The 24,999-nt window shown below is 68.9% G+C and carries 22 protein-coding genes and 1 pseudogene; 19 read left to right on the top strand and 4 right to left on the bottom strand.

Going from position 1 to position 24,999, the window contains the following annotated elements:
• Positions 1 to 6: 6 nt before the first annotated feature.
• On the bottom strand, positions 7 to 1,137 hold the full coding sequence (locus V5740_RS10445) for a serine hydrolase (RefSeq protein WP_347302417.1): 1,131 nt from the start codon (positions 1,135 to 1,137) through the stop codon (positions 7 to 9).
• A 17-nt stretch (positions 1,138 to 1,154) separates the two neighbouring features.
• Between V5740_RS10445 and V5740_RS10440 the strand changes: the two genes are divergently transcribed.
• Entirely contained in the window at positions 1,155 to 1,502 is a 348-nt protein-coding gene (locus tag V5740_RS10440; RefSeq protein WP_347302416.1) for a hypothetical protein, read from the top strand.
• Here the strand turns inward: V5740_RS10440 and mnmA are convergent.
• Positions 1,499 to 2,650, bottom strand: coding sequence for a tRNA 2-thiouridine(34) synthase MnmA (gene mnmA, locus V5740_RS10435; protein ID WP_347302415.1), 1,152 nt, complete (start codon positions 2,648 to 2,650; stop codon positions 1,499 to 1,501). The genes V5740_RS10440 and mnmA overlap by 4 nt on opposite strands.
• A gap of 254 nt (positions 2,651 to 2,904) precedes the next feature.
• Here mnmA and V5740_RS10430 point away from each other — a divergent pair, with 254 nt between their 5' ends.
• From V5740_RS10430 to V5740_RS10395, 8 genes are all read left to right on the top strand, one after another.
• Positions 2,905 to 3,228 carry a DUF1153 domain-containing protein gene (locus V5740_RS10430; protein ID WP_347304503.1) on the top strand — a complete coding sequence of 108 codons (324 nt, stop codon included), beginning with the start codon at positions 2,905 to 2,907 and terminating at the stop codon, positions 3,226 to 3,228.
• 116 nt (positions 3,229 to 3,344) lie between these two features.
• Positions 3,345 to 3,611: a GlsB/YeaQ/YmgE family stress response membrane protein gene (locus V5740_RS10425; RefSeq protein ID WP_347302414.1), complete on the top strand. Its 267-nt coding sequence runs from the start codon at positions 3,345 to 3,347 to the stop codon at positions 3,609 to 3,611.
• 253 nt (positions 3,612 to 3,864) lie between these two features.
• Positions 3,865 to 5,115, top strand: a complete 1,251-nt coding sequence (locus V5740_RS10420; protein ID WP_347302413.1) for an efflux RND transporter periplasmic adaptor subunit — start codon at positions 3,865 to 3,867, stop codon at positions 5,113 to 5,115.
• 17 nt (positions 5,116 to 5,132) lie between these two features.
• Positions 5,133 to 8,627, top strand: coding sequence for an efflux RND transporter permease subunit (locus V5740_RS10415; RefSeq protein ID WP_347302412.1), 3,495 nt, complete (start codon positions 5,133 to 5,135; stop codon positions 8,625 to 8,627).
• Positions 8,628 to 8,652: 25 nt separating this feature from the next.
• Positions 8,653 to 9,861 (top strand): DUF445 domain-containing protein, encoded by a 1,209-nt coding sequence (locus V5740_RS10410; protein ID WP_347304502.1) that lies wholly within the window; start codon positions 8,653 to 8,655, stop codon positions 9,859 to 9,861.
• Positions 9,858 to 10,367: a GNAT family N-acetyltransferase gene (locus V5740_RS10405; RefSeq protein WP_347302411.1), complete on the top strand. Its 510-nt coding sequence runs from the start codon at positions 9,858 to 9,860 to the stop codon at positions 10,365 to 10,367. The genes V5740_RS10410 and V5740_RS10405 overlap by 4 nt, the downstream gene beginning before the upstream one ends.
• A 1-nt stretch (position 10,368) precedes the next feature.
• Positions 10,369 to 10,866, top strand: a complete 498-nt coding sequence (locus tag V5740_RS10400) for a PH domain-containing protein (RefSeq protein ID WP_347302410.1) — start codon at positions 10,369 to 10,371, stop codon at positions 10,864 to 10,866.
• The gene (locus tag V5740_RS10395; RefSeq protein WP_347302409.1) at positions 10,863 to 12,419 is read left to right on the top strand and encodes a PH domain-containing protein; all 1,557 of its coding nucleotides are present in this window, start codon (positions 10,863 to 10,865) and stop codon (positions 12,417 to 12,419) included. Before V5740_RS10400 ends, V5740_RS10395 begins: the two co-directional genes overlap by 4 nt.
• On the opposite strand, the gene V5740_RS10390 is transcribed toward V5740_RS10395, so the two are convergent.
• Positions 12,416 to 12,715 (bottom strand): GNAT family N-acetyltransferase, encoded by a 300-nt coding sequence (locus tag V5740_RS10390; protein WP_347302408.1) that lies wholly within the window; start codon positions 12,713 to 12,715, stop codon positions 12,416 to 12,418. The genes V5740_RS10395 and V5740_RS10390 overlap by 4 nt on opposite strands.
• Before the next feature lie 49 nt (positions 12,716 to 12,764).
• Between V5740_RS10390 and V5740_RS10385 the strand changes: the two genes are divergently transcribed.
• Complete coding sequence (locus V5740_RS10385) at positions 12,765 to 13,760, top strand: beta-eliminating lyase-related protein (RefSeq protein ID WP_347302407.1); 996 nt, start codon at positions 12,765 to 12,767, stop codon at positions 13,758 to 13,760.
• A pseudogene (locus V5740_RS10380) lies at positions 13,703 to 14,611 on the top strand (EamA family transporter); the annotation flags it as partial. The gene V5740_RS10385 and the pseudogene V5740_RS10380, both read left to right, overlap by 58 nt.
• Here V5740_RS10380 and V5740_RS10375 read toward each other — a convergent pair.
• Complete coding sequence (locus tag V5740_RS10375; RefSeq protein WP_347302406.1) at positions 14,605 to 15,477, bottom strand: SDR family NAD(P)-dependent oxidoreductase; 873 nt, start codon at positions 15,475 to 15,477, stop codon at positions 14,605 to 14,607. The pseudogene V5740_RS10380 and the gene V5740_RS10375 sit on opposite strands and share 7 nt — an antisense overlap.
• Before the next feature lie 53 nt (positions 15,478 to 15,530).
• Between V5740_RS10375 and pepN the strand changes: the two genes are divergently transcribed.
• The 8 genes from pepN (at position 15,531) to V5740_RS10335 (ending at position 24,997) form a co-directional block, all read left to right on the top strand.
• Entirely contained in the window at positions 15,531 to 18,176 is a 2,646-nt protein-coding gene (gene pepN, locus V5740_RS10370; protein WP_347302405.1) for an aminopeptidase N, read from the top strand.
• On the top strand, positions 18,169 to 18,915 hold the full coding sequence (gene pgeF / locus V5740_RS10365) for a peptidoglycan editing factor PgeF (protein WP_347302404.1): 747 nt from the start codon (positions 18,169 to 18,171) through the stop codon (positions 18,913 to 18,915). The genes pepN and pgeF overlap by 8 nt, the downstream gene beginning before the upstream one ends.
• Positions 18,916 to 19,129: 214 nt before the next feature.
• Entirely contained in the window at positions 19,130 to 19,690 is a 561-nt protein-coding gene (gene petA, locus V5740_RS10360) for a ubiquinol-cytochrome c reductase iron-sulfur subunit (protein WP_347304501.1), read from the top strand.
• Between the two features lie 16 nt (positions 19,691 to 19,706).
• Positions 19,707 to 21,020 carry a cytochrome b/b6 gene (locus tag V5740_RS10355; RefSeq protein ID WP_347302403.1) on the top strand — a complete coding sequence of 438 codons (1,314 nt, stop codon included), beginning with the start codon at positions 19,707 to 19,709 and terminating at the stop codon, positions 21,018 to 21,020.
• Positions 21,021 to 21,045: 25 nt separating this feature from the next.
• Positions 21,046 to 21,915, top strand: coding sequence for a cytochrome c1 (locus tag V5740_RS10350; protein WP_347302402.1), 870 nt, complete (start codon positions 21,046 to 21,048; stop codon positions 21,913 to 21,915).
• Positions 21,916 to 21,922: 7 nt separating this feature from the next.
• Complete coding sequence (locus tag V5740_RS10345) at positions 21,923 to 22,459, top strand: adenine phosphoribosyltransferase (protein WP_347302401.1); 537 nt, start codon at positions 21,923 to 21,925, stop codon at positions 22,457 to 22,459.
• Positions 22,460 to 22,520: 61 nt separating this feature from the next.
• Positions 22,521 to 24,380: a sodium:proton antiporter gene (locus V5740_RS10340; protein ID WP_347302400.1), complete on the top strand. Its 1,860-nt coding sequence runs from the start codon at positions 22,521 to 22,523 to the stop codon at positions 24,378 to 24,380.
• Positions 24,377 to 24,997, top strand: a complete 621-nt coding sequence (locus tag V5740_RS10335; protein WP_347302399.1) for an OmpA family protein — start codon at positions 24,377 to 24,379, stop codon at positions 24,995 to 24,997. Before V5740_RS10340 ends, V5740_RS10335 begins: the two co-directional genes overlap by 4 nt.
• The last annotated feature ends 2 nt before the right edge of the window (positions 24,998 to 24,999 follow it).

Here is a 24,999-nt window from a genome sequence, read left to right as displayed (position 1 = left end):
CGCCGCCTAGCGGTACACCGCCACGATGTCGGCCAGCGCCTGCACCAGCGCTGGCCGATCGGCGGCGTCGGTCTTGCCCAGGCGCACCAGCACCAGCCGCTGGTCCGGCGCGACCAGCACATATTGGCCGAGATGGCCGACCATGGCGAACAGGTCCGCCGGGCCGCGTTCCGGGAACAGGATGCGCCGTGTCCCCCCGCTCGGCCGGTTGAGCCAGATCGCGCCACCGTAATCGGCCGCAGCGGGGCTCGGCTCCCGCATCAGCGACACCCAGCCGGTGGGCAGCACGGCGGTGCCGTCCACCGTTTCTCCGTTGCGGCGCAGCATCTCGCCCAGCTTCGCCCAGTCGCGCGCATTGGCCCACACCATCGCGCCGCCCACCATGGTGCCCTGCCGGTCGTATTCCGCACCCAGCGACGTCAGGCCGAGCGGCCGAGCGAGGCGGGCTTGCAGGTAGCCGGCGACCGCCGCCTGCCGCTCCGCCGAGGTGCCGTCGGGGGCGAGCACATCGGCGGCGATGGCTGACAGGATCGTGCTGGTCGGGGTGGAATAGGCGAAGTTGGTGCCGGGCGGATGTTCCAGCGGCTGAGCGATAGCGAAGCGGGCGGTATCGTCGCGCCCGTCGCCGAACATCATCCGGACCTCCGCCGATTCGTATACCGGGTCGGCCATCTCCTGATGGCGCAGGCCGCTGCGCATCTGGAGGAGATGGCGGACGGTGATCTCGCCGCGGGGATCGCCGGCGCGCTGCCACAGGGTGACCGGCGCGGGAGCATCCAGCGCCAGCTTCCCGTCCGCCACCAGCAGGCCGATCAGCATGGCGGTGACGGACTTCGACATGGACCAGCCCTGGAACCGGCTGGCGGGGCCGAATCCGTCGGCGTAGCGTTCGGCCACCACCTGCCCGTTATGCATCAGCAGCAGGGCGCGGGTCTCCCCGATGTCCTCCCGCGCAAACAGCGCCTCCACCGCCAGGGCCAGCCGCGCACGATCGGCGCCCGGATCGGCGGCGATCGCGGCCAGCGTCTCGGCCGAAGGAGGCTGCGGCCCATTGCCGGAGCAGGTGGCCAGCAGGGCTGGCAGCATCAGGGCGGCGGCGATAGGGGGGAAGCGGCGCGGCATGGCGCGCGGACTCATCCGGCAGGGGCAGGCTGATGGCAATGGCAAATGGTCAGGTACGCCGGCGTATCTGGCCGCGGGCGGTGCTGGTGCTGCTCGCCATCGGCGGCATTGCCCTGTGGTGGCGGCACCCGGTCCTGAACGCTTACGCCACTACCGCCGCCGGTTTCGGCGCGCGCACCGCCTGTGCCTGCCATTACCAGGGCGGGCGACCGCTGGACGACTGCACCCGCGATTTCGAGCCCGGCATGGGTCTCGTGTTCCTGAGCGGGGATGAGGAGGCACGCAGCGTCACGGCAAGCGTGCCGTTCTATGCCAGCCAGACCGTCACCTTCACGCCCCCGTTCGGCTGCGTGCCGGAACGGTGGCAGGCACCGGGTTAGGCCGGCTCCGTCCCTTCGATCCAGCCGCCGCCCAATACCCGGGTGCCGGCATACAGCACCGCCGCCTGCCCCGGCGCGACGCCGTACTCGGGCGCTTGAAAGCGGACCGTCGCATCGGCGCCATCGCCCAGCGGCCCTTCCAGGGTGACGGGCACGGGCTTCGCCATCGAGCGTACCTTCGCATGGAAGGGCTCGCCGGGCGCAGCTTCGGGCAGCGGGCCGATCCGCACCGTGTCCGTCAGCCGCGCGGCGCCCACGGCCAGCAGCCGGCGTGGGCCCACGCGCACCTGTGCCGTCGCGGCATCGATCCCCACCACGTAAAGCGGTTCCGGCTGTCCGCCGATCTCCAGCCCGCGGCGCTGGCCGACCGTGTAGTGGATCACGCCATGGTGGCTGCCGAGCCGTTCGCCCGTCTCCGCATGGACGATCGCGCCGGGCGCCACGCCTTCCGGCCGGACCTTGCGCACGATCCGGGCATAATCGCCATCGGGTACGAAGCAGATGTCCTGGCTGTCGGGCTTGGCCGCGACGGCGAGGCCCATCTGTTCCGCCATCTGCCGCACATCGCCCTTGGGCAGGTCGCCCAGCGGGAACCGCAGAAAGGCGAGTTGATCGGCCGTGGTGCCGTACAGGAAATAAGACTGGTCGCGCGCCGGATCCGCCGCGCGGTGCAGTTCCGGCCCGGCGGCGCCCATTACCCGGCGCACGTAATGGCCGGTCGCCAGGCAATCCGCGCCAAGTTCGCGCGCCATCGCGAGCAGGTCCGTGAACTTGGGCCCCATGTTGCAGCGGATGCAGGGGATGGGCGTGCGCCCGTTCAGGTAATCGTCGGCGAAGCGGTCCACCACCTGTTCGCGGAAGGCGCTTTCGTGGTCGAACACGTAATGCGCGATACCCAGCCGATCCGCCACGCTGCGAGCATCGCGGATGTCGTCGCCGGCGCAACAGGCGCCCTTGCGCCCGGTCGCGGCACCGTAATCGTAGAGCTGGAGCGTGATGCCAACCACCTCCGCCCCCGTGGCGGCGGCGATGCCGGCGACGACGGAACTGTCCACCCCGCCCGACATCGCGACGACGATGCGGCAGTCGCGGGGCGGGCGCGGCAGGTCGAACAGGGCGGCAGGATCTGGGGCGAGCAGCGTGGTCATGCTGGCCGCGCCCCTACAGCATTGGGCGGGTCTTGGCCACGCCGGCGGGGCTTAACCGCTTGTTTGCCATGACCGGGCTACAGCGCACCGCATGATCCCGGGACTCCCCCTTCATACCGGTTGGCTGCCGACGGCGGCGCGGCGCCTGCCAGCGGCAAAGGCGAACGCGCCGTTAACCCAAGCCTTTCAGCGCCCACGAACACCCGCGGCCCGATGATGCGGCAGCTGACAGGAATGGCGGGAAGGCTGCAATGATGAAGACGGATGCAGGCCCGGCCCTGCGCATCGTGGAACGGGAGAGCGCGGACAGCGTCATCGGGCCGTTGGGGCTGCCGATCACGCTGGCGGATTTGCCTCCACCCGATACCAAGCGCTGGGTCATCCGGCGCAAGGCGGAAGTGGTGGCGGCGGTGAATGGCGGGTTGCTGACGATCGACGAGGTTCTGGCCCGCTACGGCCTGACGCTGGAGGAGTTCGCCGGCTGGCAGCGCGGCTTCGACCGGTCGGGAATGCTGGGTCTGCGGGTCACCCATGCCAAGCAATATCGGGACCGGTATCAGCGGCAGATGAAATACTGATCTGATCCGATTGAGCACAGTTTGCCACCCAACGGGGAACGCATGCACAAAGCTCCCGTTTGTCGCCTGTACGATCCGCCGGGCATTTTGCCAGGCGGGCATAAAGGAGACAGGGAATGGGCTGGATTGTGGCAATCATTGTTGGCGGTGTGGCCGGCTGGCTGGCCAGCATGGTCATGAACCGTGACGCCTCCATGGGCATCTTCTGGAACATCGTGGTGGGCATCATCGGCGCGCTGATCGGCAATGTGCTGGCCGGCGCATTGTTCGGTGTGCAGGGCACCATCCAGACGTTCAACATCACCGGCTTCATCATCGCCATCGTCGGCGCCATCGTGCTGCTGGCGATCGTCAACCTGGTCCAGCGCGGCCGGGTGCGGTAACCGCCGCGCCCCTTGCGGGCCAGAAAAGGGGCGGGCACCATCAATGGTGACCCGCCCCTTTACTTTGGCCGTTACAGGCGGACGTTCGGCACATAACCGTTCGTCGGCCGCTATCTGGTCTTGATGGAACGGTGCATTGCTACAAGTTGCGTAGGTGACTACACCACCGCCCGGAACCGTCGCCCGTGACGCCCGAGCCATGCCCCGCATGCGCCGGCCACGGCAGCGCCGCTGTTGAGGGCTGATCGCGCACATGAATTACGAAACAAGGTCGCTGGATTTCGCCGCCGGCACTGCGCCGGGCACCGGTGATTCGCGGGCCTTCGCGGCGGGCGCGTCGCCTGACCTCGACCAGCCGGAGGAGGAGCGTGCCCGGCGCACGCGCCGGCGGCTGCTGATCACCGGCGGCGTGGTCGTGGTGGCCCTGGCCGGCCTCGCCTTCCTGCTGAGCCATGGCGGCGGGCAGGCTGACTTCGCCCCGCAGGAAGTCGCGCAATCCGTATCGGTAGTGACGCCGGGCCGATCGTCCGTCGCGGGTACGATCACCGCGACCGGCACGCTGGCGGCGCGCCGGCCGATGCCGGTAGGCGCGGTGGGCGAAGGCGGCAATGTCGTGTCCATCCCGGTGGATGCGGGCGACTGGGTGCGGCAGGGCCAGGTGCTGGCCGTCATCGACCGTTCCGTCCAGACCGAGCAGGCGCGCAGCCTGCAGGCGCAGATTGACGTTGCGCGCGCCGATCTCGATCTCGCGCAGTCCAATTTGGAGCGCGCCAACCAGCTGGTCGAACGCGGCTTCATCAGTCAGGCCAATATCGATCAGCTGACCGCGACCCGCGATGCCGCCCGTGCCCGGGTGCGCGTGGCGCAGGCTCAGTACCGGGAGGCGCAGGCGCGCAACGCGCGGCTGAACATCGTGGCGCCCGCCGCCGGCCTGGTGCTGGAACGCAATGTGGAGGTGGGTCAGGTGGTCAGCGGCGGCGCGACCGCCCTGTTCACCATCGCTCGCGGGGGGGAGATCGAACTGCTCGCCCGCGTCGGCGAAACCGAATTGCAGCAGATCAGCACAGGCGTGCCGGCGGAGATCACGCCGGTCGGAACGCAGCAGACCTTCACCGGCCAGGTGTGGCAGGTGTCGCCGGTGATCGACCAGCAGAACCGCCAGGGCACGGCGCGCATCGCGCTCGCCTACAACGACGCATTGCGGCCCGGCGGCTTTGCCACCGCGCGGATCAATGCGGGCGCGGTGACCGCGCCGATGCTGCCCGAAAGCGCGATCCAGACGGCGACGGACGGCACCAGCTTCGTCTATGTGGTCGGCAACGACAACAAGGTCGCCCGCCGTCCGGTGCGACTGGGGCAGGTGACGCCGCAGGGCATCGCCATCGCCGAAGGGCTGACCGGCAGCGAGCGGGTGGTCCTGCGCGCCGGCGGCTTCCTGACCGACGGCGACACTGTACGCCCGGTGGTGCAGCGGCCGTCCGCCGCCGCCCGGCGCCCGAACTGATCGCCGGCACGCACCCCATGGGCTTCCGCAACATCTCCGCCTGGTCGATCCGCAACCCGCTGGTCCCGATCCTGGCGTTCATCGGCCTGATGCTGGCGGGCATCGTCAGCTTCATGCAGATGGATGTGCAGAACAATCCGGATATCGAGCTGCCGATGGTGATCGCCATCATCAGCCAGCCGGGCGCCGCACCGACGGAGATCGAGAACCAGATCACCCAGCGGGTCGAGGCGGCGGTGCAGACGCTGGAAGGGGTGGAGAACATCAATTCCACCGCGGAAGAAGGCGCCAGCGTCACCCAGATCGAATTCGCCCTCGGCACCGATGTCGCGCAGGCCGTGAACGAGGTGAAGGCGAACATCGACCAGATCCGCGGCGAACTTCCCGACGGCATCCTGGAACCGCAGATCTACCGCGTGCAGACCAGCAGCGAACCGATCGTGTTCTTCGGCGTCGCGGCCGACGACATGACGATCGAGCAGCTGTCATGGTTCATCGACGATACCGTGACGAAGCGGTTGCTGACCGTGCCGGGCCTGGCGGAAGTCAGCCGCAATGGCGGGGTCGACCGCGAGATCCTGGTGATCCTCGATCCGCAGCGCATGCAGGCGCTGGGCGTCACCGCCAGCCAGGTCAACGCGGCGCTGCGCCAGCTGAACCTCAACGCCGCCGGGGGCCAGGCCGAAATCGCCGGATCGCGCCAGTCGGTGCGCGTGCTGGGCAATGCGGAGGACGCGTACGAACTGTCGCAGACGCAGATCGCGCTGGGTGACGGGCGCACGGTCAAGCTGTCCGACATCGGCCGGGTCAGCGACGCCTATGGCGAATTGCAGTCGCTGGCCAAGATCAACGGGCGGCAGGTGGTGACCTTCGGCATGACCCGCGCCCGCGGCGAATCCGACGTCGCTGTCTATGACGGCGCGGTGGAGGTGCTGCATGCGCTGGAGGCGGAGAACCCCGGCATCCGCTTCACCCGCCTGTTCACGGAAGTCGATTACACCCGCCAGCAATATGACAGTTCGATCAACGCCATGATCGAAGGGGCGGTGCTGGCGGTGATCGTGGTGCTGATCTTCCTGCGCGACTGGCGCGCCACGGTGATCGCGGCGCTGGCCATTCCGCTGTCGGCGATCCCCACATTCTGGTTCATGGACATGATGGGCTTCACGCTCAACAGCCTGTCGCTGCTGGCGTTGGGGCTGGTGGCGGGCGTGCTGGTGGACGATGCGATCGTGGAGATCGAGAACATCGTGCGTCACATGCGCATGGGCAAGACCGCGTTCCAGGCCGCGATCGACGCCGCGGACGAGATCGGCCTGGCGGTGGTCGCCACCACCATGTCGATCGTGGCGGTGTTCCTGCCGGTTGGCCTGATGCCGGGCATCGCGGGCCAGTTCTTCAAGAATTTTGGCCTGACCGTCGTCGTGTCCGTCCTCATCTCCCTGCTGGTGGCGCGCATGATCACGCCGATGATCGCGGCCTATTTCCTGAAGGCGCATGGCCATGCCGAACATGGCGGCGGACGCTGGATGGACCTCTATATGCGGGCGCTGGCCTGGTCGCTGGACCGGCGCTCCGCCGACCGCAGGCTTGCAGCCATCGGACCCCGCAAGCCGTTCCGGCGCCGGTACGGCGCTGGCGCGGTGCTGCTGTTCGGCCTGGTCGGGCTGGCCTGGCTGGCAGGTGCGCTGGCGGTGATCGGCGGCGTCAACGTCATGCTGCCGGCGCTCGCCAGCATGGGCGCGTGGGCGGGCGTGTTCAGCTTCCTGCCGGACCTGCTGGCGCGGGTGCTGGGCTTCATCGCGTTGCTGGCCAGCCTGCTGCTGCTGCTGGCGGCGGCAGGGATGGCTAGCTGGCTGCTGGCGCGCGCGATGCTGCTGGCCACCAACGGTCTGTCGCGCCTCTTCGGCCACGGTTTCCGCGAATGGTACGGCCATCGCCGGGCCCGCTTCGGCGCGCGGATGCAGGATCATCGCGTATGGATGATCGGCACGGGCGCCGCCGCTCTGGTGATGACGGGCCTGCTGGGATACAATCTGCCCACGCAGTTCTTCCCCAATGCGGACAGCGATTTCTCGCGCATCAGCGTGACCATGGTGCCCGGCACCACCTTGCGCCAGACGGAGGCGGTGATCGACGCCATCGCCGAACGCATGCGGGAAGAGCAGGAGGTGCAGCTGGCGCTGGGCGTCGTGCGCGAGGGCGAGGGCACGGTCCGGCTGGTGTTCCGCGAGGATCGCAGGCGCACCAGCCTGGAGTTCGAGCGCGAGCTGGCGCCGGTGCTGCAGCAGTTCCCGGACGCGCGCGTCAACTTCCAGGACCCGAACGGCGGTGGGCCGGGCGGTGGCCGGGCGATCACCTCCATGTTGGCGGGTTCCGACAACGAGCAGTTGCAGCAGGCGGCGGCGGTGCTGGCCGAACAGATGCGCGGCGTGCCGGGCGTGGTCGCCCCGCGTGTGGAGGCGGACCTGCAACGGCCCGAGCTCATCATCCTGCCGCGGGAGGATCTGGCCGCCAGCCTGGGCGTCACCACCAGCGCGCTGAGCCAGGCGATCCGCATCGCCACGCTGGGTGACATCGACCAGAACGCCGCCCGTTTCAGCCTGTCGGACCGGCAGGTGCCGATCCGTGTGCGCCTGGACGAGCGTGACCGCCGCGACATCAGCAATATCCGCAACCTGCCGGTGCCGACCGCCAACGGCGGCTCCGTCCCGCTGGAACGGGTCGCCGACATCTCGTTCGGTGCGGGCCCCACCACGATCGAGCGCTACAACCAGAACCGTCGCGTCTTCGTCACCGCCGATGTCGCGCCCGGCTTCGCCAGCGGCGACGTGAAGAGCGCGATCAACCAGTTGCCGATCATGCTGGACCTGCCGACGGGCGTGTCCAACGCCCCGGTCGGGCAGGACGAATGGCAGCAGGACATGGTGCGCGACTTCGCCGTGGCGCTGGTCAGCGGCATCCTGCTGGTGTTCGCGGTGCTGGTGCTGCTGTACCGCCGGCTGGTGTCGCCGCTGGTCAACATGGCATCGCTGGCGCTGGCGCCGCTGGGCGGGCTGCTGCTGCTGACCGCGATCGGCCAGCCGATGAGCCTGCCGGTGTTCATCGGCATGCTGATGCTGTTCGGCATCGTCGGCAAGAACTCCATCCTGCTGATCGACTTCGCGATCGAGGAGATGGCGACCGGCGCGGAGAAGCGTGCTGCGATCATGGAAGCAGGGCACAAGCGCGCGCAGCCGATCATCATGACCACGGTCGCGATGACCGCGGGCATGATCCCCACCGCCCTGTCGCTGGGCGGCGACGGCGCCTGGCGCGCACCGATGGGCACGGTTGTGATCGGCGGCCTGATCCTGTCCACCCTGCTGACCCTGCTGATCGTACCCGCCGGCTTCAGCCTGGCCGACGGGCTGGAGAAGCGGCTGGGCCCGTGGATGCGCGGCCGGTTCCTGACCTACCGCCCAGGTGACGAGGTGCCTGCAGGAGCAGGTGCGCCGCACCCTGCCGAATGACGTGACGGTCGATCGCGCCCGGCAGATGCGCCGGGTCGCCACCGCGTTGCTGGTGGGCATGGCGCTGCTGTGGGCGCTGGCCCATGCGCTGGAACGTGGCGGCGGCCATCCGGCATGGGGGTGGCTGGCGGCCTTCGCGGAGGCGGCGATGGTAGGCGGCCTGGCGGACTGGTTCGCCGTGACCGCGCTGTTCCGCCATCCGCTGGGCGTGCCGATCCCGCACACCGCGATCATTCCACGCAACAAGGACCGTATCGCCGACACGATGGCGGGATTCCTGCGGGCGAATTTCCTGACCCCTGCGGTGATCGCCCGTCGGCTGCACGCCACCAATCCCGCGCGCCTGCTGGGCGAGTTCCTGCAGCGCCCTCAGGCGGAGCGTGGCACGCGCCTGCGCGCAGGGGTTGCGGGTTTGGCGGCGGACGCGCTGGAATCGCTCGATCCCCGCGCGCTGGGCGAACAGGTGCGACATCTGCTGGCGCGTCAGGCGGGGCGGTTGGAATTGGCGCCATTGATGGGCCACACGCTGTCCGCGATCATCGCTGGCGGACGCCACCGGCCATTGATGGACGCGATGATCCGCTGGCTCGGTACGGTGCTGGAGGGGAACGAGGCGCTGGTACGACGGATGGTCAGCGACCGCGCCGGATCGGTGCTGCGCTGGACAGGGCTGGACGAACGGCTGGGCAATACCGTGGTGGACGGCCTTTACCGCATGTTGGCCGAACTGCTGGTCGATCCCGATCACCCGCTGCGCCGGAAGGTGGACGAGAGCCTGGCGCGGCTGGCGCACGATCTGGTGCACGACCCCGAAATGCGCGCGAAGGTGGAGGCGGCGAAGGCGCGGGTACTGGCCAATCCCGCCGCCGGCGAATGGTGGATGGGGGTATGGGAACGGTTGCGGACGGGCCTGATCGCCAGTCTGCGGGACGGTGGCACCGCCGCATCGCTGGATGACAGCCTGGCGGAACTGGGCCGCGCTCTCGCGGCGGAGCCGCGGCTGCAATTGCAGGTGAACCGCTTCGCCCGGCGCACGCTGGTGGGTGTCGCCAGCCGGTATGGTGGCGGCATCGTGGCGCTGGTGTCCGATACCGTGAAGCGGTGGGACGCCAACACCGTGACCGCCCGGATCGAGGGGGCGGTGGGCCGCGACCTGCAGTTCATCCGCATCAACGGCACGCTGGTGGGCGGGCTGGTCGGCCTGCTGCTCCATGCGGTGACGCAAACGCTATGATCTGCCTGCTGACAGAACGCCTGGTGCTGGAGCCGCCCGATGCGCGCCACATTGCTGAAATGCGCGCGATCACCGATGATCCTGACACCCACCGCTATCTGGGCGGTCCGCAGAGCGCGGCGGACCATTTTACCCGGATGGCGCGCAATGCCGGCAGCTGGCAGCTCTACGGCTATGGTGGGTTCGCCGTGACGTTGCGGACCAGCGGGGCGACGGTCGGCAATGTCGGCGTGTTCCATTCCTGGCGCGGCCTGGGCGCCGACGTGGACGACATGCCCGAAGCCGGCTGGATCCTGGGGCGTCAGTTCGTCGGGCAGGGGCTGGCGCGGGAGGCGGTGACCGCCGCGCTTGGCTGGTTCGACGAGGTGCATCGCGGTCGGCCGATCTTCTGCATGATCGATCCCGACAATGCGCCGTCGCTCGCACTCGCCGCCCACTTCGGCTTCGTCCCGCTGCGCGATGCGCAATTGGGTACGGCGCCGGTCAGGCTGCTGCTGCGGGGATAATATGGCCGACCATTCTCCGCCGCTTTCCGCCGTTTCCGAGGAGGAACCGCTCACACCGCTGGACCGGCGGTACCTGACCATGGTGCGCTGCCTGACCGCGCTGACGCTGGTCGTGCCGTTGCTGGCCGCGGCGGGCGTGGAGCTTGCCGGGCTGCCGCTGCCGGGAATGGCGATCGGTCCGGTGCTGCTCATCGCGGCACTGCTGCTGCTGCGGCTGCCGCGGCGGCGTTATCGGGCGAGCGGATACGACATGGCGGCAGACCGCCTGCGCGTGGTGCGCGGGGCGTGGTGGCGGCGGGACATCATCGTGCCGTTCAGCCGCGTCCAGCACATCGATGTGGCGCAGGGCCCGGCAGAGCGGTTGTTCGGCCTCGGCACGCTGGTGCTGCACACTGCGGGCAACCACAACAGCAGCGTGGCGCTGCCCGGACTGGCGCAGCCGCAGGCGCTGGCCATGCGTGACGCGATTCGCGCGCATCTGGCGGCGGCCGCACGGTGAGCGACGTCGCCGCGCCTGCGGCGCAGGAGTGGCGGCGCACCGCCCCCATCGGCATGATCGCGCGGGTGCTGCACAGCCTGCCCAGTGCGGCGCTGTCGATCGTGGCGGCGCTGGTCGGCGTCCGCTCGATCGGCAACCCCTGGGTGGTGGCGGGGCTGCTGGCCGTGGCACTCCTCGTCACGGGCATCTGCACGGTGCTGGCCTGGCGGCATCACCGTTACCTGGTCGGCCCGGACGACCTCAGGATCGAGAAGGGGCTGCTTTCGCGCCAGGTGCGCGCGATCCCCTATGACCGGATCCATGACGTCGCCTTGCGGGAGCCGCTGGCCGCGCGTCTGTTCGGGCTGGTGGAAGTCGGCTTCGACACGGGCACGGGCGAGGATGAGGAGGGTCGGCTGGTCTTTGTCACGGCGGCCGAAGGTGCCCGGCTGCGCGATACGGTGCGCGCCCGGCGTGGCGGCATGCCGGCGGTCGAGGCGTCGGCGCCGCCTGCCGAGGCGGTGATTGCCGGGACCGGGAGCCGGCTGCTTTATCGCCTGACCCCTGCACGATTGCTGCTGCTGGGCGTGTTCGAGTTCTCGCTGGTGGTGTTCGCGGTGCTCGCCGGCGCCGCGCAGCAATTCGACTTCCTGTTTGACCTGTATGATTGGCGTAGCTGGGTGTCGATCGGCGGGGAGCCGCTGCGCTGGCTGCTAGGGTTGGGACTGGCCGTGCAGGTGGTGGCCGCGCTGCTCGGCCTGCTGCTGCTGGTACCGCTGGGCCTTGCCACCGGTATCGTGCGAACGGCGCTGCGTGAATGGGATTTCCGGCTGGAGCAGACGCCACGCGGGCTGCGCCGTCAGCGCGGCTTGCTGACGCGCAGCGATGTGGTGATGCCGTTGGAACGGGTGCAGGCGCTGGTCACGGCGACCGGTATAGTGCGGCACCGCTGGGGCTGGCACAAGCTGCAGGCGATCAGTCTGGCGCAGGACAGCAAGGAGGAGAAGAGCCACACGCTGGTGCCCTTCGCACAAACGCCGGAGATCGCGCCGATCGCGGAGCTGATCGGATTGCCGCTGCCGGGCGAGACGGCGGAGTGGCGGCGTGCATCCACTCGCTGGCGCGATCACCGCGCCGTGCTGGCCGCGGCGCTACCGGCCGCGACCGGGATGGCGCTGGTCGGGCTGGCACCGCTGCTGGCGCGCGACCCGGCGACATGGCTGACGATGCTGTTGCCGGCGGCGGCATTGTGGCTGCTGGCGGGCGTGCTGGTGTTCCGCCAATGGTATCTGTGGCGGCACAATCACCACGCGTTGCAGCAGGCGCTGCTGTGGTCGCGCGAAGGCTGGCTGTCGCCTCGGCTGGCTATAGCCACCCCGATCAAGCTGCAATCGGCGGAGCTGCGGCAAGGGCCGCTGGCGCGGATGGGCGGCTATGCCGATCTGCATCTGGGCCTTGCCGGCGGCACCCTGGCGCTGCACGGTCTGCCCGTGGCGGACGCCCGCGACATGCGCGACATCATCGTGTCCCAGATGGCGGCGGTCGATTTCAGCGCCGCCAACCTGCCGGCTTAGCTGGGGATCGGCGCCCGCAGGTCCGACCACTCAGGATGGCGGCGGAAGGCGGCCTCGACATAGGAGCAGGCGGGTTCGATGGTGAAGCCCTGCTCCTTCGCATCGGCGACCAGCGCCTCCACCAGTTGCATGGCGATGCCGCCGCCGCGCGCCTCTGCCGGGACGAAGGTGTGGTCGGCGATGCGGGTGGTGCCGCGCGCGCGCCAGGTCAGTTCGGCCGGGCGGGCGGCACCGGGGACCTCTGCGCGGTAGGCGCCATGCGTGGTCTCGTCGGTATGGGTGATTTCAATGGCCATCTGGTGCCTCCTGCTTGCGCCTGCTGCGTCACAAAGCCATGGCGGCGCCATGCAGTTCCTGTCCGACAACACCGCCGCCGTGCATCCGCGTGTGTGGGAGGCGCTGCGCGCCGCCGATGCACCGGATGCACCCTATGACGGCGATGCGCTGAGCCGGCGGCTGGACGAGGCGTTCGGCGCCTTGTTCGGGCGGGAGGTGGCGGTGCTGTGGACGGCGACCGGCACTGCGGCCAATTGCCTGGCGCTCGGCCCCATGGTGCCGCCGCATGGCGCAGTGTTGTGCCACGCGCAAGCGCATGTGGAGAATGACGAAGGCGGTGCGCCCGGCTTCTTCCTGCATGGTGCGAAGCTGATGCTGGTGGACGCCGCCGATGCCAAGCTGACGGTCGAGGCGCTGGCGGCGCGGCTGGATGTCATCGCGCCCGGCGTCCACTGGGTGCAGCCGCATGCGATCACGATCACGCAGGCGAGCGAACTGGGCTGCGTCTACCGGCCCGCGGAACTGGCGGCGTTGTCGGCACTGGCGCGGGCACGCGGGCTGTACCTGCACATGGATGGCGCCCGCTTCGCCAATGCCGCGGCGTTCCTGGGCGCGGATGCGGCGACGGCGTGCGGCGATGTCGATGCGCTGAGCTTCGGCTGCATCAAGAATGGCGGCATGGGGGCGGAGGCGATCGTGTTCTTCGACACCAGCCTGGCGGAGGTCGCCCGGCGGCGGCGCAAGCAGGCGGGCCAATTGGCCAGCAAGGGCCGATTCATGGCGGCGCAATTGCTGGCCATGGTGGAAGGTGACCTGTGGCTCGCCAATGGCCGCGCGGCCAACGCCGCCGCGGCGGAGATCGCCGGCAGCGCGGGCGACCGGCTGCTGCACCCCGTGGAGGCAAACGAACTGTTCATGCGGCTGGACGCGGGCGAGCGGGAGTCGCTGCGGTCGCGGGGTTTCGGCTTCTACGACTGGGGCGCGGATGCCGCCCGTTTCGTGACCGCATGGGATACGCGCCAGGAAGATGCGACGGCACTGGCCCGCGCACTGGCCGCGTTGTGAGCGCGTTGGGCACCCGCCCCGGCCACGCGCTGCTGCGGCCGGAGATTGCACTGCCGTTCCTGGCCGTCGCCCTGATCTGGGGATCGACCTGGTTCGTCATCAAGGATGGGCTGGCGCTGGCGCCGCCGAGCTGGTCGGTCGCCTACCGCTTCGCCATTGCCACATTGGGGATGTTCGTGCTGGCGGCGATCAGCAACCGGCGGATCGGCCGGCGCGGCTTCTCCATGACATGGGGCGGGCATGTGCTGGCGCTGTTCCTGGGGCTGTTCCAGTTCTTCGGCAATTTCAACTTCGTCTATCGGGCCGAGGTGCACCTGACGTCCGGCATCGTGGCGGTGCTGTTCGGTCTGCTGATGGTGCCCAATGCGATTGGCGGACGGCTGCTGCTGGGGCAGCCGATCACCCGTCGCTTCGTGGTGGGATCGCTGATCGGCATCTGCGGCATCGTGCTGTTGCTCGTGCACGAGGCGGCGAGCGCGCCGCCCACAGGCCAGGTGGGGCTGGGTGTCGCGTTCTGCGTGGCGGCGATCCTGTCGGCGAGCGCCGCCAATGTGCTGCAGGCGACGGATACGGCGAAGCGACGGCCGCTGCACCTGCTGCTGGGCTGGGCGATGCTGTGGGGGACGGTCGCCAATGTGGCGCTAGCCTGGGTGCTGAACGGGCCGCCCGTGCTGCCCGACAGCCCGCGATACTGGGGCGGCGTAGTCTACCTGGCGCTGGTCGGATCGGTGGTGACCTTTCCGCTCTATTTCCGGCTGATCCGCGATCTGGGACCGGGCCGGGCGGCCTATAACGGGGTCATGGTGCCGGTGGTGGCAATGGCGCTGTCGACCCTGTTCGAAGGCTATCGCTGGTCCACCGTCGCGGGCACCGGGGCGGTGCTGGCGATGGTCGGGCTGGTGGTCGCGCTGCGCGGCCGCGCGGCACCGATGCAGGAGCCGCCGGTGGAAAGGCAGGCGGTCAGCCCGCTGCGATAATCGGGGTAGCGCGGCAGCCAGCCGAGCACCCGTTTCGCCCGGCCGTTCGCCACCCGGCGGTTTTCCGCATAGAAGCCGCGCGCCATCGGCGACAATTGCGCCTGTTCCATCGATTGCAGCGGCGGCGGCGCGCGACCAAGCAGGCGGCAAGCCTCCTCGATCACCGCGTTCTGGCTGGCGGGCAGGTCGTCGGCCAGATTGTAGGCGCCGGGCGGCCCACCCAGCGCGGCCATGACGCCGCTGGCGATGTCGTGGACGTGCACCCGGCTGAACACCTGATCGGCCAGATCGATGCGGTGCGCGCGCTCGTCCGCCACCCGCTCCAGCGCGCTGCGACCGGGGCCGTAGATGCCCGGCAGGCGCAGCACCCGCGCGCCAAGCGCCAGCCAGCGGGCATCGGCCACGCTGCGCGCGGTGCGGCGGCCGGTGCCCACCGGTGCGCTTTCGTCCACCCAGGCGCCGCCCGCATCGCCATAGACCCCGGCGGAGGAGAGATAGGCCAGCACCTTGCCCGCCATCAGCGGGGCGTAGCGGTCCAGCACCGGGTCGCTGTCGCCGACCGGCGGCACGCTGGACAGGACATGGGTGGCGTCATGCAGCGCCCGCGCCACCGCGGCCTCATCGTCGAACGGGAGATCCCCGGCGCTGCCCGTGGCGGTGACCTGCCAGCCGGCGATACGGGCGATGGTGCGGACATGGCTGGCCGAATAGCCGAGGCCCCAGATGAACAGATGCGACATAGATGCATTGTAGCGTCATAAGGCCCCCGATCTGCAAGCGAGTCGCGTTACCGATGGATATTGCCCGCACCCCCGCCACGCCCGACGGCAACCCGCATCTGGCGGATGCACCCCCGCCGCCGACGCAACCGCCTGTGATCCGGCGGGAGGATTACCGGCCATTCCCCTGGACCGTGCCGCAGGTGCGGATGGATTTCAGGCTCGGCTTGGCGGAAACGGTGGTCCGGACGGAACTGGACGTCGCGCGCAACCCACAGGCGGAGGGTACGCCGGTCCTGCGGCTGAACGGCGACGGCCTGACTCCGCTGGAGGTGCTGGTCGATGGCGAGCCGCTCAACAGCTGGGTCATGGAAGGGCCCGACCTGCTAGTGACCTTGCCCGGCGATGCGCACACAATCAGCATCGTCACCAGCATCGATCCCAGCGCCAACAGCCAGTTGATGGGCCTGTATGCCAGCGGCGGCATGCTGTGCACCCAGTGCGAGGCAGAAGGCTTCCGCCGGATCACCTTCTTCCCCGACCGTCCGGACGTGCTGTCCATCTATCGCGTCCGCATGCGCGGGCCGCAGGCGGACTTCCCGGTGCTGCTGTCCAACGGTGACCTTGTGGGCGAGGGAACGGGCGAGGATGGCACCCATTGGGCCGAATGGCACGATCCCTGGCCCAAGCCGTCCTACCTGTTCGCGCTGGTCGCGGGCGACCTGGTGGCGCAGCGCGACAGCTTCATCACGATGAATGGGCGCGAGGTGCAGCTGGCGATCTACGTGCGTCCGGGGGACGAAGGGCGCACGGATCACGCCATGCAATCGCTCAAGCGGTCGATGAAGTGGGACGAGGAGGTGTTCGGCCGCGAATACGACCTCGGCATCTTCAACATCGTCGCCGTCAGCGATTTCAACATGGGCGCGATGGAGAACAAGGGCCTGAACGTCTTCAACACGAAGTACGTGCTGGCGGAGCCCGACACCGCCACCGACGGTGATTATGACGCGGTCGAAGGGGTGATCGCGCATGAATATTTCCACAACTGGTCGGGCAACCGCGTCACCTGCCGCGACTGGTTTCAGCTCAGCCTGAAGGAAGGCTTCACCGTTTTGCGCGACCAGCTGTTCAGCCAGGACATGGGCAGCGCGGCGGTCAAGCGGATCGAGGATGTGCGGGTGCTGCGATCGGTTCAGTTCCCGGAGGACAGCGGACCGCTGGCGCATCCAATCCGCCCCGATTCCTTCCGCGAGATCAGCAATTTCTACACGGCCACCGTGTACAACAAGGGCGCGGAGGTGATCCGTATGATGCGCACGCTGGCCGGCCCCGCCGCGTTCCGCGCCGGATGCGACCTGTATTTCGACCGGCACGATGGCGAGGCGGCCACCTGTGAGGATTTCGTGGTGGCGATGGAGGATGGTGCCGGCCTCGATCTCACGCAATTCCGCCGCTGGTACGGTCAGGCCGGCACGCCCGAAGTGCGCGTAGCGGTGAAGGCGCAAGCGAACGGGGTGGAGGTGGAGCTGGCACAGGCGACCCCCACGACGCCGGGGCAGGACGCGAAGGAACCGGTGCCGATCCCGCTGCGCGTGGCGCTGCACGATCGGGCAAGCGGCGAGCTGGGTTCGGAGACGCTGCTGCTGCTGACCGAGGGCGAGCAGCGCTTCACCCTGCCGCATGCGGGCATCGCGCCGGTCCTGTCGATCAATCGCGGCTTTTCCGCGCCCGTCGTCATCCGCCGCGCCCTGTCGGCGGAGGATCTGGTGTTTCTGGCCGCGCAGGACGATGATCCCTTCGCCCGGTACGAGGCGATGCAGGACTTGGTCGTCACGCATCTGCTGGCCGCGGTGCAGGGGGACACGGGCGAGCAAAGCGGGCGGGCCGCGATCCGGCAGGTGCTGGCCGCGGTGCTCGCCGATGAGGGTATCGACGACCTGATGCGCGGCGAGTTGCTGATCCTGCCGGGCGAAACTTACCTGGCGGAACAGCTGGCGGTGGCCGATCCCGGCCGCATCCACGAGGCGCGCGAGGCGCTGAAGGGTTGGCTGGCGCGCGAGCTGGAGGCGGAGTTCGTGGCGCTGCACGCACGCGCGAGCGGGGCTGATGCCGGCTTCACGGCGGCCGCGAAGGGCGCGCGCAAGGTGAAGACGCAGGCGCTGGTGTTCCTGGCCGCAGGCAACCCGGCGCTGGCCGCGCGCATGGCGGCGGCGCAATATGATGCGGCCGTGACCATGACCGACCGGCAGGGCGCGCTGATGGTGCTGGCCGGGCTCGACACGCCCGAACGGACCGGCAAGCTGCTCGACTTCTACCAGCGGCACCGGGACAATGCGCTGGTGATCGACAAGTGGTTCGCGCTGCAGGCGCAATCGCTGCATCCCAACACCCTGAGTCACGTGCAGGCACTGGCGCAGCACCCCGACTTCACGCTGCGCAATCCCAACCGCGCCCGATCGCTGTTCATGGCCTTTGCCGGCAATCCGCATGCCTTCCACGCGTCGGGAGGCGAAGGATACCGCATGGTGGCCGACACCATCCTGGCGCTGGACCCGATCAATCCGCAGACCGCCGCCCGCTTCGTACCGCCGCTCGGCCGCTGGCGCCGGATCGAGCCGGTGCGCGCTGGCCTGATGCGGGCCGAACTGGAGCGGATCGCCACCGCGCCAAGCCTGTCGCGCGATACGTTCGAGCAGGTGAGCCGCTCGCTTGGCTGAGCAGGTGTTGCAGGCGGACGTGCTGGCCGGCGTCCCGCACGGCTTCTCCACCGCTGCGGCGGGCGACATGGGCCTGCGCGGGATGGCGGCGGACGACGCGGCGCTGGCGCCGGTGCTGGTGGCCCGTACGCGAATGGCAGGTACGGTGCTGCCCGGCGCCCGGCTTACGGGCGTGTGGCAGGTGCATGGCGCTGCCTGTGTGGAAGCGGGCGACTGGGGCGACGATGCCCGTCCGCAGGCGGATGCGCTGGTGACGGACCGGCCGGGCGTGCTGCTGTCGATCCTGACGGCCGATTGTGCGCCGGTGCTGCTGGCGGATTGCGCCGCCGGCGTGGTCGGCGCGGCCCATGCCGGGTGGAAGGGCGCCGTCGGCGGGGTTGTCGAGGCGGTGCTGGCCAGCATGGAGCGGCTTGGCGCCCGGCGGGGTCGCATCGCCGCCGCGATCGGGCCGACGATCGGCCAGCCAAGCTACGAGGTGGATGCCCCGTTTCGCGAACGGTTCGGCGCTGGCGATGCGCGGTTCTTCGGGCCCGGTACGCAAGCGGGGCACTGGCAGTTCGACCTGCCGGGCTTCGTGGCGCGGGCGCTGGCGGAGGGCGGGGTGACGCAGGTGGAGGTGCTGCCCTACGACACCTATGCGGAAGAGGCGCGGTTCTTCTCCTTCCGCCGGGCGACACATCGGGGCGAGGCGGATTATGGACGTCAGATGTCATTGATCGGCCTACCCGCTCGGGCGTGACAGGATAGTTCGCAAGGAGAACGTGTGTCGGCAAAATCACTGTTGGCACTCACCCACCCCTACGCTACGCATTGAAAATTGCCGTAGCCGGGTGGAGTTCGATGCTGGCGCGGCGGGAGGACAAGGACAGGTCGCGAGCGGATCGGGCTCCATCGTTGGCGACCAACAAGGTAGAGTGATGGCAAGCACCACGGGCACCGCCCCCGATGACGCGATGACTCCCGATGGGCCTGCCGGCAGCATGACCGGTACGGGGCCGGTGCGCCGGCGCGACTTCATCAACATCGCCGCCGTCTCCGCCGCGGGCGTTGGCGGTTTGGCGGTGCTGTACCCGCTGATCAGCCAGATGGCCCCGTCGAAGGACGTGCTGGCCGAATCCACCACCGAACTGGACCTTTCGGCGATCCAGCCGGGGCAGGCGATCAAGGCGGTGTTCCGCAAACAGCCTGTGTTCGTGCGCAACCTGACTCCGGCGGAAATCGGGCAGGCCGATGCGGTGGATGTCGGTTCGCTGCGCGATCCCCAGACGCTGGAGGAGCGGACCAAGGAAGGCCGCACCAACTGGCTGATCACCATGGGCGTCTGCACCCATCTGGGCTGCGTGCCGCTGGGCGCGGGCGAGGGCGAGAACAAGGGCGAGTTCGGCGGCTACTTCTGTCCGTGCCACGGCTCTCACTACGATACCGCCGGCCGCATCCGGAAGGGGCCGGCGCCCAGCAACCTGCTGGTGCCCGACTACGAATTCACCACCGACACCACCGTCGTGATCGGTTGAGGGGAGGACACGGACGATGAGCTTCCCCTGGGCCAAGGCCTACGAACCCAAGGCGCCGCTGATGCGCTTCCTGGACGAGCGGCTGCCGCTGCCCCGCTTCGTCTACAATGCGGTGGGCGCGGGCTACCCCGTGCCGCGCAATCTGTCCTACTTCTGGAATTTCGGCATCCTGGCGGGGTTCTGCCTGGTGCTGCAGATCGTCACCGGCATCATTTTGGCGATGCATTACAGCGCCAATGCGCTGGTCGCGTTCAATTCCGTCGAGCACATCATGCGCGACGTCAATTGGGGCTGGATGCTGCGCTACGCCCACGCGAACGGCGCGTCGTTCTTCTTCGTGGTGGTCTACATCCACATCTTCCGCGGCCTGTTTTACTCATCGTACAAGGCCCCGCGGGAGATGATCTGGCTGCTGGGCGTGGTCATCTTCCTTCTGATGATGGCGACTGCCTTCATGGGCTACGTCCTGCCCTGGGGGCAGATGAGTTTCTGGGGTGCGAAGGTCATCACCGGCCTGTTCGGTGCGATCCCACTGGTGGGCGAGCCGCTGCAGATCTGGCTGCTGGGCGGATATGCGCCTGACAATGCCGCGTTGAACCGGTTCTATTCGCTGCACTTCCTGCTGCCCTTCGTGATCGCGGGCGTGGTGATCCTGCATATCTGGGCGCTGCACATCCCCGGATCGAGCAATCCCACCGGCGTGGAGGTGAAGAGCGAGAGCGACACCGTGCCGTTCCACCCGTACTACACGGCGAAGGACGGGTTCGGCCTGGGCGTGTTCCTGCTGGTATACACCGCGTTCGTGTTCTTCCTGCCCAACCAACTGGGGCACCCGGACAATTACATTCCGGCCAACCCGCTTTCGACCCCGGCACATATCGTGCCCGAATGGTATTTCTGGCCGTTCTATGCGATCCTGCGCGCCTTCACGTCGGACTTCCTGCTGCCCGCGAAGCTGTGGGGCGTACTGGCCATGTTCAGCGCGATCCTGTGCTGGTTCTTCCTGCCGTGGCTCGACCGCTCGCCGGTCCGCTCCGGCCATTACCGGCCGCTGTTCCGCAAGTTCTTCTGGTTCGGCCTGATCCCCTGTATGGCGGTGCTGTTCTATTGCGGCGGCGCCCCGGCGGAGGAGCCGTATGTGATGCTGAGCCAGATCGCGACGGCGTACTACTTCCTCCATTTCCTGGTGATCCTGCCGATCGTCAGCCTGGTGGAGACGCCCGAGCCGCTGCCCTTCTCCATCACGGAGGCGGTGCTGGGCACGCCGGCGGACGACAACACTGTGAAGGGCCACATGATCCAGGGCGAAAACGCCCGGCCGGCCGTCTGATCTGGCGCGAAGAGGAAATACGCACATGACGCGCCTGATCGGCATCCTGGTTGGCCTGGGCTTCACCTTCGTGGTGCTGCTGGCCTTCGTCTTCGGTGCCTGGACCTTCGCCACCGAAGAGGTCGCCCCCACCGCGGAGCACGAGTTCCACCTGGCCCCGCGCCATGCCAGCTACCAGTTCGACGGGGCGTTCGGCACCTGGGACTACCAGCAGCTGCAGCGCGGGTACCAGGTGTACAAGGAGGTCTGCTCCGCCTGCCATTCCATGAAGCTGGTGGCGTTCCGCAACCTGGCGGAGCTCGGCTATTCCGAGGCCGAGGTGAAGGCGGAGGCGGCGAGCTGGCAGGTGCCCGGCATCGACCCGGTGACGGGCGAGGCGAGCACGCGCCCCGGCACCGCGACCGACTACTTCCCCTCGCCATATCCCAACGACGTGGCGGCGGCGGCGGCGAACAACAATGCCGTCCCGCCCGACCTGTCGCTGATCACCAAGGCGCGCCACCACGGCACCGAATATGTCCGTTCGCTGCTGACCGGTTACCGCAACCCGGAAACCTTCTCCGTGGACGGAACGCGGCTGAAGGAGGAGTTCCCGGATTTCGAGACGCCGGCCGGGCTGCACTTCAATCCGTACTTCCCTAACCTCAACCTCGCCATGGCGCCGCCGCTGACGGCGGCGGGCCAGGTGACCTTCGCCGACGGGACCGATCCCACGATCGAGCAGATGGCGACCGATGTGTCCGCCTTCCTGACCTGGACCGCGGAACCCACGCTGGTCCGGCGCAAGCAGACGGGCTGGCCGGTGCTGGGCTTCCTGCTGTTCGCCACCGTGCTGGCCTGGTTCGCCAAGAAGCAGGTCTGGGCGCCGGTGAAGCCGGGGAAGCGCAAGGATTGATGCCGGTATGACGAAGGCGGCGGACCGGCTGCTGGCGCTGGTCCGCAATGTGCCGGACTTCCCGGAACCGGGCATCCTGTTCCGTGACCTGACGCCCATGCTGGCCGATCCGGCGGGGCTGTCACTGGCTATCGAAATGTTGGCCGCCGCAGCGTTGGCCGGTCCGCCGCCCGACCTGATCGCCGGGCTGGAGGCGCGCGGTTTCCTGTTCGGCGTCGCGCTGGCGGAACGGCTTGGCACCGGCTTTGTCCCCTTACGCAAGGCGGGCAAGCTGCCGCCGCCGGTTCATGCCGTCGATTACCAGCTGGAATATGGCACGGCGCGGCTGGAACTTGCCTGCGGGACCGTGCCGACCGGCGCCCGCGTGCTGCTGGTGGACGATCTGCTGGCGACCGGCGGCACCGCCATTGCCGGTGCCCGGCTGCTGCGCGAAGCGGGTGCGGAGGTGGAGCAGGCGCTGTTCGTGATCGCTCTGGAGCAGCTCGGTGGGCGGGCCGCGCTGGCGGCGGAAGGGCTCGCCAGCACCGCCTTGCTGGATTGTTGAGGGCACCTTTACGGCCTGCGGGCATTGGCAGTGCAGGGACTTTTGCTGCACTCCGGGGGTCATGGAACATCAGGCACTGGTAATCGCGCTGGTCGGCGTGCTGGGCATCGGCGCTCAGTGGATCGCCTGGCGCACCGGCTGGCCGGCCATCGTGCTGATGCTGGCGGCGGGCTTCATCGCCGGCCCTGGCCTGCACCTGATCGACCCCCACGCGGCGTTTGGCCCGCTGCTGGAACCGCTGGTCAGCGTGGGCGTGGCGCTGATCCTGTTCGAAGGCGGCCTCAGCCTGGAATATCGGGAATTGCGCAAGGTGGGCGAGGCGCTGTGGCGGCTGGTCATCTTCGGCGTGCCGCTGGGCTGGCTGTTCGGCAGCCTGGCGCTGTATTACATCGCGGGTCTGGTCTGGCCGGTGGCGATCCTGTTCGCCGGCATCCTGGTGGTGACCGGGCCGACCGTGGTGATCCCCCTGCTGCGGCAGGCGAGTGTGCAGCAGCGTCCGGCGGGCGTGCTGAAGTGGGAAGCGATCGTCAACGATCCGGTCGGCGCGCTGTGCGCCGTGATCGCCTACGAATATTTCCGCCTGTCGCAGGACGGCGCCACGCTGCTGGGTGTGGTTGGCCCGCTGCTGGTAGCGGCGGTGCTGGCCGGCATTATCGGTTATGCCGCGGCCTGGGCGATCGCCTGGGCCTTCCCACGCGGCCATGTGCCCGAATACCTGAAGGTGCCGGTGCTGCTGGTCACGGTGATCGGCGTGTTCGTCGGCTGCAACCTGATCGCGCACGAGGCGGGGCTGGTGGCGGTGACGGTGATGGGCATCGCGCTCGCCAACATGGATGTGGCCAGTTTGCGGTCGATCCACCCATTCAAGCAGAATGTCGCCGTGCTGCTGGTGTCGGGCCTGTTCATCCTGCTGTCCGCCAGCCTGGAGCTGGAGGCGCTGGCGAGTTTCGAATGGCGCTTCGGCGCGTTCCTGCTGGCGCTGTTGTTCCTGGTGCGGCCCGCGACCGTGCTGCTGAGCCTGCTGGGTAGCTCCATCCCCTGGAACGAGCGCCTGTTCCTGGCGTGGATCGCCCCGCGCGGCATCGTGCTGGTGGCGATTTCCGGCCTGTTCGCGCTCAGGTTGAACGAGCTTGGCTATGCCGACGGATCGATCCTGATCGGCCTCAGCTTCGCGGTGGTGGTGGCGACGATCGTGGCACACGGCTTCACGCTGAACCCGGTGGCGAAGCTGTTGAAGATCAAGGGGGAGACGCGGCCCGGCCTGCTGATCGTGGGGGCGACGCCATGGACCGTGGCGCTCGCCAAGCAGATGCACGACCTCGATACGCCGGTGCTGCTGGTCGACGGCAATTGGTCCCGGCTGCGGCCTGCCCGTGCCGCCGGCCTGCCGACCTATCATGGCGAGATCCTGCACGAGGCGACGGAGGACAATCTCGACCTGTCGCCGTTCCAAGTGCTGGTCGCGGCGACTGACAACGAGGCGTACAACACGCTGGTTTGTTCCGAGTTCGCGCCGGAGATCGGCACAGACCGCGTGTACCAGCTGGGCGACACGGTGGACGAGGAGGATCATCGCGCCCTGCCGATGTCGCTGCGCGGGCGGGCGCTGTTCACCGACCCGATCGCGCCCGACCAGCTGGCCGTCTGGCAGCGCGAAGGCTGGGTCTTCCGCCGGACCCGCCTGTCTGAGCATTGGACTCTGGCCGAGGCGCAGGAGAAGCTGCCGCCCGAAGCCCGGATGCTGTTGCTGGTCCGGCCGGGCGGGCAGATGCGGTTCTTCACCCATGCCAGCGCGCCGGAGCCGTCGGAGGGCGACACCATTGTCTCCTTCGGTCCGCCGCGCCAGCGCACGGCGGAGGAGGTGGCGCAGCGCCGCGCCGGCAAGCGGGAGGCGACGAAACCAGTGGAGGGAATGGCATGAAGGTAACGCTACGGCAGGGCGGCATGGCACTGGCGGGCGTGGTGGCGCTGCTGGCCGGATGCCGCGACACCGGCGTGCAGGAGCAGCCGGAGGCGGCTGCGAGCGAGCCGCCGGTGATCGCCGTGCCAACCGCCACCGCCAGCAGTTCCATCATCCGGCCCGAGGTGGTGAGCGAGCCTGTGGTGGACGCGCCGCCTGAGCCCGTGCGGCTGACGATCCGCTTCCCCGAAGGATCGCGCCTGCCCGCCGATGCGGCCGGCCCGCTGGCCGCCATGCTCAAGTCGGAGGCATTGGCTGCGGGGTGGCCGATTCTGGTGACCGGGCACAGCGACAGCGACGGCACGGATCAGGCGAATCTCGCCACGTCCCGCCGCCGGGCCGAAGCCGTGGCTGGCTGGCTGGTGGAGCAGGGCGTGGATGCCGCCCGCATCCGGGTGGTCGCCCTCGGCGAGCAGAACCCCGCCGCCCCGAACGCCCGGCCGGACGGGACCCCGGACGAGGCGGGCCGCGCCCGCAATCGTCGGGTAGAACTGGTGATCGCCCCGCCGGAAGGATCAGACGCCGCCACCGCTGAGGAACAGGCGCCCAGTGCCATGGAGCAGTTGGCCGATGACTGACA

It is taken from the genome of Croceibacterium sp. TMG7-5b_MA50 (genome assembly GCF_039830145.1).
In the GTDB taxonomy this organism is placed as follows: domain Bacteria; phylum Pseudomonadota; class Alphaproteobacteria; order Sphingomonadales; family Sphingomonadaceae; genus Croceibacterium.
The sequence above is the reverse complement of the archived record's forward strand: the minus strand, read 5'-3'. Positions and strand labels throughout refer to the sequence as shown.

What these genes read in the sequence shown, in the direction of transcription:
- V5740_RS10445 (WP_347302417.1), bottom strand. Translation starts at nt 1,137, where the DNA reads ATGAGTCCGCGCGCCATGCCGCGCCGCTTCCCCCCTATCGCCGCCGCC.
- V5740_RS10440 (WP_347302416.1), top strand. Translation starts at nt 1,155, where the DNA reads ATGGCAATGGCAAATGGTCAGGTACGCCGGCGTATCTGGCCGCGGGCG.
- mnmA (WP_347302415.1), bottom strand. Translation starts at nt 2,650, where the DNA reads ATGACCACGCTGCTCGCCCCAGATCCTGCCGCCCTGTTCGACCTGCCG.
- V5740_RS10430 (WP_347304503.1), top strand. Translation starts at nt 2,905, where the DNA reads ATGAAGACGGATGCAGGCCCGGCCCTGCGCATCGTGGAACGGGAGAGC.
- V5740_RS10425 (WP_347302414.1), top strand. Translation starts at nt 3,345, where the DNA reads ATGGGCTGGATTGTGGCAATCATTGTTGGCGGTGTGGCCGGCTGGCTG.
- V5740_RS10420 (WP_347302413.1), top strand. Translation starts at nt 3,865, where the DNA reads ATGAATTACGAAACAAGGTCGCTGGATTTCGCCGCCGGCACTGCGCCG.
- V5740_RS10415 (WP_347302412.1), top strand. Translation starts at nt 5,133, where the DNA reads ATGGGCTTCCGCAACATCTCCGCCTGGTCGATCCGCAACCCGCTGGTC.
- V5740_RS10410 (WP_347304502.1), top strand. Translation starts at nt 8,653, where the DNA reads ATGCGCCGGGTCGCCACCGCGTTGCTGGTGGGCATGGCGCTGCTGTGG.
- V5740_RS10405 (WP_347302411.1), top strand. Translation starts at nt 9,858, where the DNA reads ATGATCTGCCTGCTGACAGAACGCCTGGTGCTGGAGCCGCCCGATGCG.
- V5740_RS10400 (WP_347302410.1), top strand. Translation starts at nt 10,369, where the DNA reads ATGGCCGACCATTCTCCGCCGCTTTCCGCCGTTTCCGAGGAGGAACCG.
- V5740_RS10390 (WP_347302408.1), bottom strand. Translation starts at nt 12,715, where the DNA reads ATGGCCATTGAAATCACCCATACCGACGAGACCACGCATGGCGCCTAC.
- V5740_RS10385 (WP_347302407.1), top strand. Translation starts at nt 12,765, where the DNA reads ATGCAGTTCCTGTCCGACAACACCGCCGCCGTGCATCCGCGTGTGTGG.
- V5740_RS10375 (WP_347302406.1), bottom strand. Translation starts at nt 15,477, where the DNA reads ATGTCGCATCTGTTCATCTGGGGCCTCGGCTATTCGGCCAGCCATGTC.
- pepN (WP_347302405.1), top strand. Translation starts at nt 15,531, where the DNA reads ATGGATATTGCCCGCACCCCCGCCACGCCCGACGGCAACCCGCATCTG.
- petA (WP_347304501.1), top strand. Translation starts at nt 19,130, where the DNA reads ATGACTCCCGATGGGCCTGCCGGCAGCATGACCGGTACGGGGCCGGTG.
- V5740_RS10355 (WP_347302403.1), top strand. Translation starts at nt 19,707, where the DNA reads ATGAGCTTCCCCTGGGCCAAGGCCTACGAACCCAAGGCGCCGCTGATG.
- V5740_RS10350 (WP_347302402.1), top strand. Translation starts at nt 21,046, where the DNA reads ATGACGCGCCTGATCGGCATCCTGGTTGGCCTGGGCTTCACCTTCGTG.
- V5740_RS10345 (WP_347302401.1), top strand. Translation starts at nt 21,923, where the DNA reads ATGACGAAGGCGGCGGACCGGCTGCTGGCGCTGGTCCGCAATGTGCCG.
- V5740_RS10340 (WP_347302400.1), top strand. Translation starts at nt 22,521, where the DNA reads ATGGAACATCAGGCACTGGTAATCGCGCTGGTCGGCGTGCTGGGCATC.
- V5740_RS10335 (WP_347302399.1), top strand. Translation starts at nt 24,377, where the DNA reads ATGAAGGTAACGCTACGGCAGGGCGGCATGGCACTGGCGGGCGTGGTG.